This is a genomic window from Pseudomonas sp. B21-051 (genome assembly GCF_024748795.1).
Classification (GTDB): Bacteria; Pseudomonadota; Gammaproteobacteria; order Pseudomonadales; family Pseudomonadaceae; genus Aquipseudomonas; species Aquipseudomonas putida_A.
In genome coordinates, this window is sequence record NZ_CP087166.1 from 5,335,015 (window position 1) to 5,349,110 (window position 14,096).

Consider the following 14,096-nt stretch of genomic DNA (forward strand, 5'->3'; position numbering starts at 1 on the left):
AACTCCTCGAACCTTATGGGTACTCAGCGCAACATGCCGCTGCCGTAACCCTTCAGGTTGGCTTTCTTCATCAGGGATTCGTACTGGTGCGAAACGAGGTGCGATTGTACTTGGGACATGAAGTCCATCACAACCACGACCACGATCAGCAACGAGGTCCCGCCAAGGTAGAACGGAACGTTTGCTGCAACCACCAGGAACTGGGGCAACAGGCACACGGCCGTCATGTAAAGAGCACCGAACATGGTCAAGCGAGTCAGAACGCCATCAATATAGCGCGCAGACTGCTCACCTGGACGGATGCCCGGAATAAAGGCACCGGACTTCTTCAGGTTTTCCGCTACGTCTTTCGGATTGAACATCAACGCCGTATAGAAGAAGCAGAAGAAAATAATCCCTGCACTAAACAGCAGAATATTCAACGGCTGACCAGGAGCGATCGACTGCGAGATGTCCTGCAACCAGCCCATACCTTCAGACTGACCAAACCAGGCACCCAACGAAGCCGGGAACAGCAAAATGCTGCTCGCGAAAATAGCCGGAATAACACCGGCCATGTTCACCTTCAGCGGCAAGTGGCTTGTCTGCGCAGCAAAAACCTTACGGCCCTGCTGACGCTTGGCGTAGTGAACAGCGATACGACGCTGGCCACGCTCAATGAACACCACGAAACCGATAATCGCTACTGCCAGCAAACCGATGGCAACCAAGGCGAAGATATTGATATCACCCTGACGCGCAGACTCGAAAGACTGCCCGATTGCTCTCGGAAGACCGGCGACGATACCCGAAAAAATCAACATCGAGATACCGTTGCCTACACCACGCTCAGTAATCTGCTCACCCAGCCACATCATGAACATCGCACCAGCCACAAAAGTGGATACCGCGACGAAATGGAAGCCAAAGTCACCAGTGAACGCAACGCCCTGCCCCGCCAGACCAATGGACATGCCAATAGCCTGAACGAGAGCGAGGACGACGGTGCCGTAGCGGGTGTACTGGCTGATCTTGCGACGGCCAGCTTCACCTTCCTTCTTCAACTGCTCCAGCTGCGGGCTGACGGCGGTCATCAGTTGCATGATGATCGATGCCGAAATGTACGGCATGATCCCCAGTGCAAAGATGCTCATCCGTTCCAGCGCGCCGCCGGAGAACATGTTGAACAAGCTAAGAATGGTCCCCTCATTCTGTCGAAACAGGTCTGCGAGTCGGTCCGGGTTGATACCTGGAACCGGGATGTGTGCGCCTATTCGGTAGACGATAATCGCCAGGAACAGAAAACGCAGACGAGCCCAGAGTTCAGACATACCGCCTTTGCCGAGCGCAGAGAGAGCACCTTGCTTAGCCATTTATTCCTCGAACTTGCCGCCAGCTGCTTCGATAGCCGCACGCGCACCTTTGGTGGCGCCGATTCCCTTGCCGATAGTGACAGCGCGAGTCACTTCACCGGACAGCATGATTTTCACACGCTGTACGTTGACGTTGATTACGTTGGCATCTTTCAGGGACTGCACGGTGACGATGTCGCCTTCCACTTTAGCCAGCTCGGACAGACGCACTTCTGCGCGATCCATGGCTTTCAGGGAAACGAAACCGAACTTCGGCAGGCGACGATGCAGCGGCTGTTGACCGCCTTCAAAGCCTGGAGCAATAGTGCCACCGGAGCGGGAGGTTTGACCTTTGTGACCACGGCCACCAGTCTTACCCAAACCGCTACCGATACCACGGCCCGGACGATGCTTTTCGCGACGGGAACCCGGCGCTGGACTCAGATCATTGAGTTTCATCGATTAACCCTCGACACGCAGCATGTAGTAAGCCTTGTTGATCATCCCGCGATTCTCGGGAGTATCCTGGACTTCTACAGTGTGACCGATGCGACGCAGACCCAGACCCTTAACGCACAGCTTGTGGTTAGGGATGCGGCCGGTCATGCTTTTGATCAGCGTAACTTTAACGGTAGCCATGATCAGAAGATCTCCTTGACAGTCAGGCCACGCTTTGCAGCGATGGACTCAGGAGATTGCATGGCTTTCAGACCCTTGAAAGTGGCGTGAACCACGTTCACCGGGTTAGTCGAGCCGTAGCACTTGGCCAGAACGTTCTGAACGCCAGCAACTTCGAGGACAGCACGCATAGCGCCGCCAGCGATGATACCGGTACCTTCAGAAGCAGGCTGCATGTACACCTTCGAAGCGCCGTGAGCGGACTTCATTGCGTACTGCAGAGTGGTGCCGTTCAGGTCAACTTGAATCATGTTGCGGCGAGCAGCTTCCATTGCCTTCTGGATCGCAGCAGGCACTTCACGCGACTTGCCACGGCCGAAGCCAACACGCCCCTTACCATCACCTACCACGGTCAACGCGGTGAAAGTGAAGATACGGCCGCCTTTAACGGTTTTGGCTACGCGGTTAACTTGAACCAGCTTCTCAATGTAGCCTTCGTCGCGCTTTTGGTCGTTATTTGACATAACTTAGAACTCCAGCCCAGCTTCACGAGCAGCATCAGCCAGCGCTTTAACGCGGCCATGGTACTTGAAGCCAGAGCGGTCGAAAGCCACTTGCGAGACGCCAGCGGCCTTAGCACGCGTAGCGACCAGCTGGCCAACCTTTGTGGCCGCGTCGATGTTGCCAGTGGCGCCATCACGCAGTTCTTTATCCAAAGTCGAGGCGCTTGCCAGGACTTTGTTGCCGTCGGCCGAGATGACCTGGGCGTAGATGTGCTGCGACGAGCGGAACACGCAGAGACGCACGACTTCGAGTTCGTGCATTTTCAGGCGTGCTTTGCGAGCGCGACGCAGTCGAGTAACTTTTTTGTCGGTCATTTGCTATGCCCTACTTCTTCTTGGCTTCTTTACGACGGACGACTTCGTCCGCGTAGCGCACACCTTTGCCTTTGTACGGCTCTGGTGGACGGAAGTCGCGGATCTCAGCGGCCACTTGACCTACCAGCTGTTTATCGATGCCCTTGATCAGGATATCGGTCTGGCTAGGAGTCTCAGCGGTGATGCCTTGCGGCAGTTCGTAATCCACTGGGTGCGAGAAGCCAAGAGCCAGGTTCAGCACCTGACCTTTTGCTTGCGCTTTGTAACCAACACCGACCAGCTGGAGCTTACGCTCGAAGCCTTGGCTTACGCCTTGGACCATGTTGTTTACCAACGCACGCGTGGTACCGGCCATTGCGCGAGTCTGTTGATCGCCATTGCGAGCAGCGAAACGCAGCTCACCAGCTTCTTCAACGATCTCAACGGACGAATGGATGTTCAGTTCAAGAGTACCCTTGGCACCCTTCACCGAAAGCTGTTGGCCTGCGAATTTTACTTCGACACCGGCTGGCAGCTTAACGGGGTTCTTAGCGACGCGAGACATGCTTATCCCCCCTTAGAACACAGTGCAAAGAACTTCGCCGCCGACACCGGCAGCGCGCGCAGCACGATCCGTCATCACACCTTTGTTGGTGGAGACGATAGACACGCCAAGACCGCCACGAACTTTCGGCAGATCTTCAACGGACTTGTACTGACGCAGGCCTGGACGACTAACGCGCTTCACTTCCTCGATGACCGGACGGCCTTCGAAGTATTTCAGCGAGATGGACAACGACGGCTTAGCGTCGGTGGTGATCTGAAAATCCGCGATGTAACCTTCGTCCTTCAGGACTTTTGCTACAGCCACCTTCAACGTGGAAGACGGCATGCTTACGACAGACTTTTCAGCCATCTGGGCATTACGGATTCGAGTTAGCATGTCCGCTAACGGGTCCTGCATACTCATGGGCTAGACGCTCCTAATACAGAAAAATTAGCCTTGCGGCTACTACATGTCGCCGAGAAACTCCGGGCATGAAAAACACGGGCTCAGGCGAGCCGGTCATTCTAGACACACCCCAGAAATGAATCAAGCCCCAAAAGGGGCTTGATTCAGATTCAAGGCCACCGATGGTCAGGTTCTTGCGACCCCGACCATCAAGGCTTTGACAGCGATTACCAGCTGGCTTTAACCAGACCTGGAACGTCACCACGCATTGCCGCTTCACGCAGTTTGTTACGGCCAAGGCCGAACTTGCGGTAAACGCCATGCGGACGACCAGTCAGGCGGCAACGGTTACGCATGCGCGAAGCGCTTGCGTCACGTGGTTGCTTCTGCAGAGCTACGGTAGCTTCCCAACGCGCTTCTGGACTTGCGTTCAGATCAACGATGATAGCTTTCAGCGCTGCACGCTTGGTGGCGTACTTGGCAACAGTGAGCTGACGCTTCAGCTCACGGTTTTTCATGCTCTTCTTGGCCATTTTCCTACTCCAATCAGTTGCGGAACGGGAATTTGAAAGCACGCAGCAGAGCGCGGCCTTCATCATCGTTCTTGGCAGTGGTGGTCAGGGTAATGTCCAGACCGCGGAGAGCATCGATCTTGTCGTAGTCGATTTCCGGGAAAATGATCTGCTCTTTCACGCCCATGCTGTAGTTGCCACGACCATCGAAGGACTTGGCATTCAGGCCGCGGAAGTCGCGAACCCGAGGCAGGGAGATCGACAGCAGACGATCCAGGAACTCGTACATACGCTCACGACGCAGAGTCACTTTGACGCCGATCGGCCATCCTTCACGGACTTTAAAGCCAGCGATGGATTTACGAGCGTAGGTCACAACGACTTTTTGGCCGGTGATTTTTTCCAGGTCAGCAACAGCGTGCTCGATGACTTTTTTGTCGCCGATCGCTTCGCCCAGACCCATGTTCAGGGTGATTTTGGTAACGCGCGGAACTTCCATCACGTTCGAAAGCTTAAGTTCTTCCTTAAGTTTCGGAGCGATTTCCTTCCGGTAAATCTCTTTTAGTCGTGCCATGGTCTTCTACCTAGCAGTGTTCAAGCATCAACCGCTTTTTGGGTCGACTTGAAGACACGAATTTTCTTACCGTCTTCTACTTTGAAACCAACGCGGTCAGCCTTGTTGGTTTCGCCGTTGAAGATGGCGACGTTGGAAGCGTGCAGTGGCGCTTCTTTCTCGACGATACCGCCCTGTACGCCCGACATCGGGTTAGGCTTGGTATGACGCTTGACCAGGTTCAGACCACCAACAACCAGACGGTTGTCAGCAAGAACCTTCAGCACCTTACCGCGCTTACCTTTGTCTTTGCCGGCGATCACGATGATCTCGTCGTCACGACGAATCTTTTGCATGTCGGATCTCCTTACAGCACTTCTGGGGCGAGCGAGACGATCTTCATGAACTTCTCAGTACGAAGTTCACGGGTCACTGGCCCAAAGATACGGGTGCCGATCGGCTCTTGCTTGTTGTTCAGAAGAACAGCAGCGTTGCCATCAAAGCGGATAATGGAGCCATCAGCACGACGTACGCCGTGACGAGTGCGGACTACAACAGCAGTCATCACTTGGCCTTTTTTCACTTTACCGCGAGGAATTGCTTCCTTCACGGTAACCTTGATGATGTCACCGATACCAGCGTAACGACGATGGGAGCCACCCAGCACCTTGATGCACATAACACGGCGAGCGCCGCTGTTATCGGCCACATCGAGCATGGATTGAGTCTGAATCATATAATTTCTCCGACCCCTAGCCCTTAGACTTCCACAGCGCGTTCGAGAACATCAACCAGCGCCCAAGACTTGGTCTTGGCCATCGGACGAGTTTCACGAATAGTGACTTTGTCGCCGATGTGGCACTGATTGGTTTCGTCGTGCGCGTGCAGCTTAGTCGAACGCTTAACGTATTTACCGTAGATCGGGTGCTTAACGCGACGCTCGATCAGAACGGTGATGGTTTTGTCCATCTTGTCGCTGACAACACGGCCAGTCAGCGTACGGACAGTTTTTTCGGCTTCAGCCATGATCACTTACCTGCCTGCTGGTTGAGCACAGTCTTCACGCGAGCGATGTCACGCTTAACTTGCGAGAGCAGATGAGACTGCCCCAACTGGCCAGTTGCTTTCTGCATACGCAGATTGAACTGGTCGCGCAGCAAGCCGAGCAGTTGCTCGTTCAGCTGCTGTGCGGATTTTTCACGAAGTTCATTCGCTTTCATCACATCACCGTCCGTTTAACAAAGGAGGTGGCGAGCGGCAGCTTTGCAGCAGCCAGGGCGAAAGCCTCACGCGCCAGCTCTTCAGAAACACCCTCGATTTCATACAGGACTTTGCCTGGCTGAATCTGGGCAACCCAGTACTCCACGTTACCCTTACCTTTACCCATACGAACCTCGAGAGGTTTTTTGGAGATCGGCTTGTCCGGGAATACACGGATCCAGATCTTGCCACCACGTTTTACGTGACGGGTCAGAGCACGACGCGCTGACTCGATCTGACGAGCGGTGAGACGACCACGAGCAACAGACTTCAGCGCGAACTCGCCGAAGCTGACTTTGCTACCGCGCAGCGCCAGACCACGGTTGTGGCCGGTCATCTGCTTGCGGAACTTCGTACGCTTTGGTTGCAACATTTGGCGTACCCCTTACTTAGCAGCTTTTTTACGAGGCGCTGGTGCTTGTGGTTTCAGCTCTTCTTGGCGACCACCAATTACTTCGCCTTTGAAGATCCAAACCTTTACACCGATCACACCGTAGGTGGTGTGAGCTTCGTAGTTGGCATAGTCGATGTCGGCACGCAGGGTGTGCAGTGGCACACGACCTTCGCGATACCATTCAGTACGTGCGATTTCAGCACCGCCGAGACGACCGCTCACTTGGATTTTGATGCCTTTGGCACCAATGCGCATGGCGTTCTGTACTGCGCGCTTCATCGCGCGACGGAACATTACACGACGCTCCAGCTGCTGAGCTACGCTCTGCGCAACCAGCATACCGTCGAGCTCCGGCTTGCGGATCTCTTCGATATTGATGTGCACAGGCACACCCATTTGCTTGGTCAGGTCCTGACGCAGTTTCTCAACATCTTCACCTTTCTTCCCGATAACGATACCTGGACGAGCGGTGTGGATGGTGATGCGTGCAGTTTGGGCCGGACGATGGATATCGATACGGCTTACGGACGCGCTTTTTAGTTTGTCTTGGAGATACTCACGCACTTTCAGATCTGCGAACAAGTAGTCCGCATAAGTCCGACCGTCTGCGTACCAGACGGAGGTGTGCTCCTTGACGATTCCCAGGCGAATGCCAATGGGATGTACTTTCTGACCCATCTCTTCGACTCCGTTACTTGTCAGCAACCTTGACAGTGATATGGCAAGACCGCTTGACGATGCGATCAGCACGGCCTTTGGCACGTGGCATGATGCGCTTCAGCGAACGCCCTTCGTTGACGAAAACAGTGCTGACCTTCAGGTCATCAACGTCTGCGCCTTCGTTATGCTCGGCGTTGGCTACGGCCGACTCCAGCACTTTCTTCATGATCTCGGCGGCTTTCTTACTGCTGAAAGCCAACAGGTTGAGCGCTTCGCCCACCTTCTTCCCGCGGATCTGGTCGGCGACCAAGCGGGCTTTCTGGGCGGAGATTCGAGCGCCCGACAACTTAGCGGCTACTTCCATTTCCTTACCCCTTAACGCTTGGCTTTCTTGTCAGCCACGTGCCCACGATAAGTGCGGGTACCGGCGAACTCGCCCAGTTTATGGCCAACCATGTCTTCGTTCACGAGAACTGGGACGTGCTGACGGCCGTTGTGTACTGCGATGGTCAGACCGACCATTTGTGGCAGGATCATCGAACGACGCGACCAAGTCTTAATTGGTTTGCGATCGTTCTTTTCCGCCGCCACTTCGATCTTCTTCAGTAGGTGAAGATCAATAAAAGGACCTTTTTTCAGAGAACGTGGCACTGTCGTATCCCTCTATTTACTTGCGACGACGGACGATCATTTTGTCGGTACGCTTATTACCACGAGTCTTCGCGCCCTTAGTCGGGAAGCCCCATGGCGATACCGGATGACGACCACCAGAGGTACGACCTTCACCACCACCATGTGGGTGGTCAACCGGGTTCATGGCAACACCACGAACGGTTGGGCGAACGCCACGCCAGCGTTTGGCACCAGCTTTACCCAGCGAACGCAGGCTGTGCTCGGAGTTCGAGACTTCGCCCAGGGTCGCACGGCATTCAGCCAGGACTTTACGCATTTCACCGGAACGCAGACGCAGGGTAACGTACACGCCTTCACGAGCGATCAGCTGAGCCGAAGCACCAGCGGAACGAGCGATCTGCGCGCCTTTACCTGGCTTCAGTTCGATGCCGTGTACGGTAGAACCGACTGGAATGTTGCGCAGTTGCAGAGCGTTGCCTGGCTTGATTGGAGCCAGAGCGCCTGCGATCAGCTGGTCGCCAGCACTCACGCCTTTAGGGGCGATGATGTAGCGACGCTCGCCGTCTGCGTAGCAGAGCAGTGCGATGTGAGCAGTACGGTTTGGATCGTATTCGATACGCTCGACAGTGGCGACGATGCCATCTTTGTCGTTGCGACGGAAATCGACCATACGGTAATGCTGCTTATGACCACCACCGATGTGACGAGTGGTAATACGGCCATTGTTGTTACGACCACCAGTCTTCGATTTTTTCTCGAGCAGCGGTGCGTGAGGAGCGCCTTTATGCAGCTCCTGGTTGACCACCTTGACCACAAAACGGCGGCCAGGGGAAGTCGGTTTGCATTTAACGATTGCCATGATGCACCCCTTCCTTACTCAGCACTGCTGCTGAAATCGAGATCTTGGCCTGGCTGAAGGGAGATAACTGCCTTCTTCCAGTCATTACGCTTGCCCAGACCGCGAGCAGTGCGCTTGCTCTTACCCAGAACGTTCAGGGTAGTGACGCGCTCTACTTTCACGCTGAACAGGCTTTCGACGGCCTTCTTGATTTCCAGCTTGGTTGCATCAGTAGCAACCTTGAAAACGAACTGGCCTTTCTTGTCTGCCAGAACCGTAGCCTTCTCGGAAACGTGCGGGCCAAGCAGAACTTTAAATACGCGTTCCTGGTTCATCCCAGCAGCTCCTCGAATTTCTTCACGGCCGACACGGTGATCAACACCTTGTCGTATGCGATCAGACTAACTGGATCGGAACCTTGCACGTCACGTACATCTACGTGTGGCAGGTTACGAGCAGCCAGGTACAGGTTCTGATCAACAGCGTCCGACACGATAAGAACATCGGTCAGGCTCATGTTGTTCAGCTTGCCCAGCAGATCTTTGGTTTTCGGAGTTTCAACAGCGAAATCCTGAACCACGACCAAACGATCAGTACGCACCAGCTCAGCAAGGATGGAACGCATTGCTGCGCGATACATCTTCTTGTTCAGCTTTTGGGAGTGATCCTGTGGACGAGCTGCGAAAGTGGTACCGCCGCCACGCCAGATTGGGCTACGGATAGTACCGGCACGAGCACGGCCAGTACCTTTCTGACGCCATGGGCGCTTGCCGCCACCACGAACGTCGGAACGGGTCTTTTGCTGCTTGCTACCTTGACGGCCGCCGGCCATGTAGGCCACGACTGCTTGGTGAACCAGCGTCTCGTTGAACTCGCCGCCAAATGTCAGTTCGGAAACTTCGATCGCTTGAGCGTCATTTACATTTAATTGCATGTCAGCTTCCCCTTAACCGCGAGCCTTGGCTGCTGGACGTACAACCAGGTTGCCGCCAGTAGCGCCAGGAACAGCGCCCTTGACCAACAACAGATTGCGTTCAGCGTCCACGCGCACTACTTCCAGGGACTGCACGGTCACGCGCTCAGCGCCCATATGACCGGACATTTTTTTGCCCTTGAATACACGACCAGGAGTCTGGCACTGGCCGATAGAGCCTGGGACGCGGTGGGATACGGAGTTACCGTGGGTGTTATCTTGCCCGCGGAAATTCCAACGCTTGATCGTACCCTGGAAGCCTTTACCCTTGGACTGACCGGTTACATCAACCAGTTGACCAGCGGCGAAGATTTCAGCGTTGATCAGATCGCCAGCCTGGTACTCGCCTTCTTCAAGACGGAATTCCATGGTGGTGCGACCAGCGGCAACGTTCGCTTTAGCGAAGTGGCCAGCTTGAGCTGCTGTTACACGCGAAGCACGACGCTCGCCGACAGTGACTTGCACTGCACGATAGCCATCGGTCTCTTCAGTTTTGAACTGGGTGACGCGATTCGGCTCGATCTCAATGACCGTGACCGGAATGGAGACACCTTCTTCGGTGAAAATACGGGTCATACCGCATTTACGACCGACTACACCAATAGTCATGTTGTAAACCTCATGAGTGTACGGGGCTTTCACCCGCTATGGCCGCCCATTTCAGAGCGTTACACGACCAAGACCGAGTCTTAGCCGAGGCTGATCTGCACTTCCACACCGGCCGCAAGATCAAGCTTCATAAGAGCATCAACGGTTTTATCCGTTGGCTGGACGATGTCCAGAACGCGCTTATGAGTGCGGATTTCGTACTGGTCACGCGCGTCTTTGTTGACGTGCGGGGAAACCAGAACGGTGAACCGCTCTTTACGGGTAGGCAGTGGAATTGGACCACGCACTTGAGCACCAGTACGTTTCGCGGTTTCCACGATTTCCTGGGTTGATTGGTCGATCAGGCGATGGTCGAAAGCCTTCAACCTGATACGGATTTGCTGATTTTGCATTGGATTTCAGACTCCGGCTGCTATTCCCACCGGGCGCAATACGCCCGTTAAAAGGAGGCGCAATTCTATAGACGCCCCAGATAGGTGTCAACCCAATAAAAAAGCCCCCGCTGAGCGGGGGCTTTTTCAATTCATCAAGCAGACTCTATAAAAGAGAATTACTCGATGATTTTGGCTACGACGCCAGCGCCGACGGTACGACCGCCTTCACGGATAGCGAAACGCAGACCATCTTCCATCGCGATGGTTTTGATCAGGGTAACAGTCATCTGAATGTTGTCACCTGGCATTACCATTTCAACGCCTTCTGGCAGCTCGCAGTTACCAGTCACGTCAGTAGTACGGAAGTAGAACTGTGGACGGTAGCCTTTGAAGAACGGAGTGTGACGACCGCCTTCTTCCTTGCTCAGAACGTAAACTTCTGCAGTGAACTTGGTGTGCGGCTTAACCGAACCTGGCTTGACCAGAACCTGACCACGCTCAACGTCGTCACGCTTGGTACCACGCAGCAGAACGCCGCAGTTCTCGCCAGCACGACCTTCGTCGAGCAGCTTGCGGAACATCTCAACACCGGTGCAGGTGGTGGTGGTGGTGTCGCGCAGACCAACGATTTCCAGTGCATCTTGAACGCGAACGATACCGCGCTCGATACGACCAGTCACAACAGTACCACGACCCGAGATCGAGAATACGTCTTCGATTGGCATCAGGAATGGCTTGTCGATCATACGAACTGGTTCTGGGATGTAGCTGTCCAGAGTTTCAACCAGCTTCTTGACGGCAGTGGTGCCCATCTCGTTGTCGTCTTTGCCTTCCAGCGCCATACGAGCCGAACCGATGATGATTGGAGTGTCATCGCCCGGGAAGTCGTAGGTGGACAGCAGGTCGCGAACTTCCATCTCAACCAGTTCCAGCAGCTCAGCGTCGTCTACCAGGTCAGCCTTGTTCAGGAAAACCACGATGTACGGAACGCCTACCTGACGGGACAGCAGGATGTGCTCACGGGTTTGTGGCATCGGACCATCAGCGGCCGAGCAAACCAGGATCGCGCCGTCCATTTGAGCAGCACCGGTGATCATGTTCTTCACATAGTCAGCGTGACCTGGGCAGTCAACGTGAGCGTAGTGACGGATCAGCGAGTTGTACTCAACGTGTGCGGTGTTGATGGTGATACCGCGAGCTTTTTCTTCTGGAGCGCTGTCGATCTTGTCGAATTCAACTACGGCCGAACCGAAAACTTCGGAGCAGACGCGAGTCAGAGCAGCGGTCAGAGTGGTTTTACCGTGGTCAACGTGACCGATGGTGCCAACGTTGACGTGCGGTAGGGAACGATCAAATTTTTCTTTAGCCACGACAATTAACTCCTAGCCTAAAGGGGCTGAATCAGCCTTGTTTTTTGGTTACGGATTCGACGATGTGCGACGGAGCCGTATCGTATTTTTTGAATTCCATAGAGTAGCTTGCGCGACCCTGGGACATGGAACGAACGTCGGTCGCATAACCGAACATCTCACCCAGTGGAACCTCGGCACGGATAACCTTGCCGGACACTGTGTCTTCCATACCCTGGATCATGCCGCGACGACGGTTAAGGTCGCCCATTACATCACCCATATAGTCTTCAGGCGTAACAACCTCTACCGCCATGATCGGCTCGAGCAACTCACCACCGCCCTTCTGGGCCAGTTGCTTGGTCGCCATGGAAGCAGCCACTTTAAACGCCATCTCGTTGGAGTCGACGTCGTGGTAAGAACCATCGAACACGGTAGCCTTCAGGCCGATCAGCGGATAGCCGGCAACAACGCCGTTCTTCATCTGCTCTTCGATACCCTTCTGGATAGCCGGGATGTATTCCTTAGGAACCACACCACCTACAACTTCGTTCACGAATTGCAGACCTTCCTGACCTTCATCAGCAGGAGCAAAACGAATCCAGCAGTGGCCGAACTGACCACGACCGCCGGACTGGCGAACGAACTTGCCTTCGATTTCGCAGTTCTTCGTGATGCGCTCACGATAGGAAACCTGAGGCTTACCGATGTTGGCTTCGACGTTGAACTCACGGCGCATCCGGTCAACCAGGATGTCCAGGTGCAGCTCGCCCATGCCGGAGATGATCGTTTGACCAGTCTCTTCATCAGTTTTAACGCGGAAAGACGGGTCTTCCTGAGCCAGTTTGCCCAGTGCGATACCCATTTTTTCCTGGTCATCCTTGGTCTTAGGCTCTACGGCAACCGAAATAACCGGCTCCGGGAAGTCCATGCGAACCAGGATGATTGGCTTGTCAGCGTTGCAGAGGGTTTCACCAGTGGTGACGTCCTTCATGCCGATCAGGGCCGCGATGTCACCAGCGCGTACTTCCTTGATCTCTTCACGGGCGTTTGCGTGCATTTGCACCATACGACCCACGCGCTCTTTCTTGCCTTTAACCGAGTTGATCACGCCGTCGCCGGAGTTCAACACGCCCGAGTAAACGCGGACGAAGGTCAGGGTACCCACGAATGGGTCGGTAGCGATTTTGAACGCCAGCGCCGCGAACGGCTCGTCGTCACTTGCGTGACGCTCCATTTCCTCTTCCTCGTTATCAGGGTTGGAGCCCTTGATCGCAGGAATGTCGGTTGGAGCAGGCAGGAAGTCGATAACGGCGTCGAGAACCAGGGGAACACCCTTGTTCTTGAACGACGAACCGCATACAGCCAGAACGATTTCGCCAGCGATAGTACGCTGACGCAGAGCAGCCTTGATCTCTTCGATCGACAGCTCTTCGCCTTCCAGGTACTTGTTCATCAGCTCTTCGCTGGCTTCGGCCGCAGCCTCAACCATGTTGCTGCGCCACTCGGTGGCGAGCTCGAGCATGTCCGCAGGGATTTCCTTGCGAACAGGAACCATACCCTTGTCAGAGTCGTTCCAGTAAACAGCCTGCATGTTGATCAGATCGATCTGGCCCTGGAAGTTGTCTTCCGAACCGATAGCCAGCTGAATCGGCACCGGAGTGTGACCCAAACGCTGTTTGATCTGACCGATCACGCGCAGGAAGTTGGCACCAGCACGGTCCATCTTGTTTACGTAAACAAGACGTGGAACGCCGTATTTGTTGGCCTGACGCCATACGGTTTCCGACTGAGGCTCAACACCCGAAGTACCGCAGAATACAACCACAGCGCCGTCGAGTACGCGCAGGGAACGCTCAACTTCAATGGTGAAGTCTACGTGGCCCGGGGTATCGATGACGTTGAAGCGGTGCTCATGAGGATACTGCTTCTCGGAACCTTTCCAGAAGGCGGTGATGGCAGCAGAAGTAATGGTAATACCACGCTCCTGCTCCTGCACCATCCAGTCTGTGGTCGCGGCGCCGTCATGCACCTCGCCCATTTTGTGACTTTTGCCAGTGTAAAAAAGGACGCGCTCGGTGGTGGTGGTTTTACCAGCATCCACGTGAGCGACGATACCGATGTTACGGTAGCGACTAATCGGAGTAGTACGAGCCATAAAGCCCTCGCAAAATTAGTGAAGC

24 protein-coding genes are annotated in these 14,096 nt (G+C 54.7%); all 24 read right to left on the reverse strand.

Translation table 11 applies throughout. The features are described from left to right. Window positions 1–23: 23 nt before the first annotated feature. The 24 genes from secY to fusA all read right to left on the reverse strand — a co-directional run bounded on the left by secY (window position 24) and on the right by fusA (window position 14,071). Entirely contained in the window at window positions 24–1,352 is a 1,329-nt protein-coding gene (gene secY / locus LOY52_RS24035) for a preprotein translocase subunit SecY (protein WP_003228718.1), read from the reverse strand. Next, entirely contained in the window at window positions 1,353–1,790 is a 438-nt protein-coding gene (gene rplO / locus LOY52_RS24040; RefSeq protein WP_003228720.1) for a 50S ribosomal protein L15, read from the reverse strand. A gap of 3 nt (window positions 1,791–1,793) precedes the next feature. After that, window positions 1,794–1,970, reverse strand: coding sequence for a 50S ribosomal protein L30 (gene rpmD, locus LOY52_RS24045; RefSeq protein WP_003176408.1), 177 nt, complete (start codon window positions 1,968–1,970; stop codon window positions 1,794–1,796). Between the two features lie 2 nt (window positions 1,971–1,972). After that, window positions 1,973–2,473: a 30S ribosomal protein S5 gene (gene rpsE / locus LOY52_RS24050; protein WP_003176409.1), complete on the reverse strand. Its 501-nt coding sequence runs from the start codon at window positions 2,471–2,473 to the stop codon at window positions 1,973–1,975. 3 nt (window positions 2,474–2,476) lie between these two features. Beyond that, window positions 2,477–2,827 carry a 50S ribosomal protein L18 gene (gene rplR, locus LOY52_RS24055; RefSeq protein ID WP_003186037.1) on the reverse strand — a complete coding sequence of 117 codons (351 nt, stop codon included), beginning with the start codon at window positions 2,825–2,827 and terminating at the stop codon, window positions 2,477–2,479. A 10-nt stretch (window positions 2,828–2,837) separates the two neighbouring features. Beyond that, window positions 2,838–3,371 carry a 50S ribosomal protein L6 gene (gene rplF, locus LOY52_RS24060; RefSeq protein ID WP_007966176.1) on the reverse strand — a complete coding sequence of 178 codons (534 nt, stop codon included), beginning with the start codon at window positions 3,369–3,371 and terminating at the stop codon, window positions 2,838–2,840. A gap of 12 nt (window positions 3,372–3,383) precedes the next feature. Then, window positions 3,384–3,776: a 30S ribosomal protein S8 gene (gene rpsH / locus LOY52_RS24065; protein WP_007966178.1), complete on the reverse strand. Its 393-nt coding sequence runs from the start codon at window positions 3,774–3,776 to the stop codon at window positions 3,384–3,386. 209 nt (window positions 3,777–3,985) lie between these two features. Continuing rightward, complete coding sequence (gene rpsN, locus LOY52_RS24070) at window positions 3,986–4,291, reverse strand: 30S ribosomal protein S14 (protein WP_003228726.1); 306 nt, start codon at window positions 4,289–4,291, stop codon at window positions 3,986–3,988. A gap of 13 nt (window positions 4,292–4,304) precedes the next feature. Then, window positions 4,305–4,844 (reverse strand): 50S ribosomal protein L5, encoded by a 540-nt coding sequence (gene rplE, locus LOY52_RS24075; protein ID WP_003210069.1) that lies wholly within the window; start codon window positions 4,842–4,844, stop codon window positions 4,305–4,307. Between the two features lie 20 nt (window positions 4,845–4,864). Continuing rightward, the gene (gene rplX, locus LOY52_RS24080; RefSeq protein ID WP_003186046.1) at window positions 4,865–5,179 is read right to left on the reverse strand and encodes a 50S ribosomal protein L24; all 315 of its coding nucleotides are present in this window, start codon (window positions 5,177–5,179) and stop codon (window positions 4,865–4,867) included. Between the two features lie 11 nt (window positions 5,180–5,190). Beyond that, the gene (rplN, locus tag LOY52_RS24085; RefSeq protein ID WP_002555479.1) at window positions 5,191–5,559 is read right to left on the reverse strand and encodes a 50S ribosomal protein L14; all 369 of its coding nucleotides are present in this window, start codon (window positions 5,557–5,559) and stop codon (window positions 5,191–5,193) included. 23 nt (window positions 5,560–5,582) lie between these two features. Then, window positions 5,583–5,849, reverse strand: coding sequence for a 30S ribosomal protein S17 (gene rpsQ / locus LOY52_RS24090; RefSeq protein ID WP_003194644.1), 267 nt, complete (start codon window positions 5,847–5,849; stop codon window positions 5,583–5,585). A gap of 2 nt (window positions 5,850–5,851) precedes the next feature. Next, window positions 5,852–6,043 carry a 50S ribosomal protein L29 gene (gene rpmC / locus LOY52_RS24095; protein ID WP_002555481.1) on the reverse strand — a complete coding sequence of 64 codons (192 nt, stop codon included), beginning with the start codon at window positions 6,041–6,043 and terminating at the stop codon, window positions 5,852–5,854. Next, a complete protein-coding gene (rplP, locus tag LOY52_RS24100) occupies window positions 6,043–6,456 on the reverse strand; it encodes a 50S ribosomal protein L16 (protein ID WP_003228729.1) in 414 nt (137 codons plus the stop codon). Before rplP ends, rpmC begins: the two co-directional genes overlap by 1 nt. A gap of 12 nt (window positions 6,457–6,468) precedes the next feature. Next, the gene (gene rpsC, locus LOY52_RS24105; protein WP_003176422.1) at window positions 6,469–7,155 is read right to left on the reverse strand and encodes a 30S ribosomal protein S3; all 687 of its coding nucleotides are present in this window, start codon (window positions 7,153–7,155) and stop codon (window positions 6,469–6,471) included. A 13-nt stretch (window positions 7,156–7,168) separates the two neighbouring features. After that, window positions 7,169–7,501: a 50S ribosomal protein L22 gene (gene rplV / locus LOY52_RS24110; protein ID WP_003103908.1), complete on the reverse strand. Its 333-nt coding sequence runs from the start codon at window positions 7,499–7,501 to the stop codon at window positions 7,169–7,171. 11 nt (window positions 7,502–7,512) lie between these two features. Then, entirely contained in the window at window positions 7,513–7,788 is a 276-nt protein-coding gene (rpsS, locus tag LOY52_RS24115; RefSeq protein ID WP_003228731.1) for a 30S ribosomal protein S19, read from the reverse strand. A 16-nt stretch (window positions 7,789–7,804) separates the two neighbouring features. After that, window positions 7,805–8,629 (reverse strand): 50S ribosomal protein L2, encoded by an 825-nt coding sequence (gene rplB / locus LOY52_RS24120; protein ID WP_003228734.1) that lies wholly within the window; start codon window positions 8,627–8,629, stop codon window positions 7,805–7,807. 14 nt (window positions 8,630–8,643) lie between these two features. Then, window positions 8,644–8,943, reverse strand: a complete 300-nt coding sequence (gene rplW, locus LOY52_RS24125) for a 50S ribosomal protein L23 (protein ID WP_002555488.1) — start codon at window positions 8,941–8,943, stop codon at window positions 8,644–8,646. Continuing rightward, window positions 8,940–9,542 (reverse strand): 50S ribosomal protein L4, encoded by a 603-nt coding sequence (gene rplD / locus LOY52_RS24130; RefSeq protein WP_003228735.1) that lies wholly within the window; start codon window positions 9,540–9,542, stop codon window positions 8,940–8,942. Before rplD ends, rplW begins: the two co-directional genes overlap by 4 nt. Window positions 9,543–9,554: 12 nt before the next feature. Continuing rightward, window positions 9,555–10,190 carry a 50S ribosomal protein L3 gene (rplC, locus tag LOY52_RS24135; protein ID WP_003228738.1) on the reverse strand — a complete coding sequence of 212 codons (636 nt, stop codon included), beginning with the start codon at window positions 10,188–10,190 and terminating at the stop codon, window positions 9,555–9,557. An 80-nt stretch (window positions 10,191–10,270) separates the two neighbouring features. Then, window positions 10,271–10,582, reverse strand: a complete 312-nt coding sequence (rpsJ, locus tag LOY52_RS24140) for a 30S ribosomal protein S10 (protein WP_003186070.1) — start codon at window positions 10,580–10,582, stop codon at window positions 10,271–10,273. A gap of 158 nt (window positions 10,583–10,740) precedes the next feature. Then, window positions 10,741–11,934 (reverse strand): elongation factor Tu, encoded by a 1,194-nt coding sequence (gene tuf / locus LOY52_RS24145; protein ID WP_024164425.1) that lies wholly within the window; start codon window positions 11,932–11,934, stop codon window positions 10,741–10,743. Between the two features lie 31 nt (window positions 11,935–11,965). After that, window positions 11,966–14,071 (reverse strand): elongation factor G, encoded by a 2,106-nt coding sequence (fusA, locus tag LOY52_RS24150; RefSeq protein WP_007962223.1) that lies wholly within the window; start codon window positions 14,069–14,071, stop codon window positions 11,966–11,968. Between the last annotated feature and the right edge of the window lie 25 nt (window positions 14,072–14,096).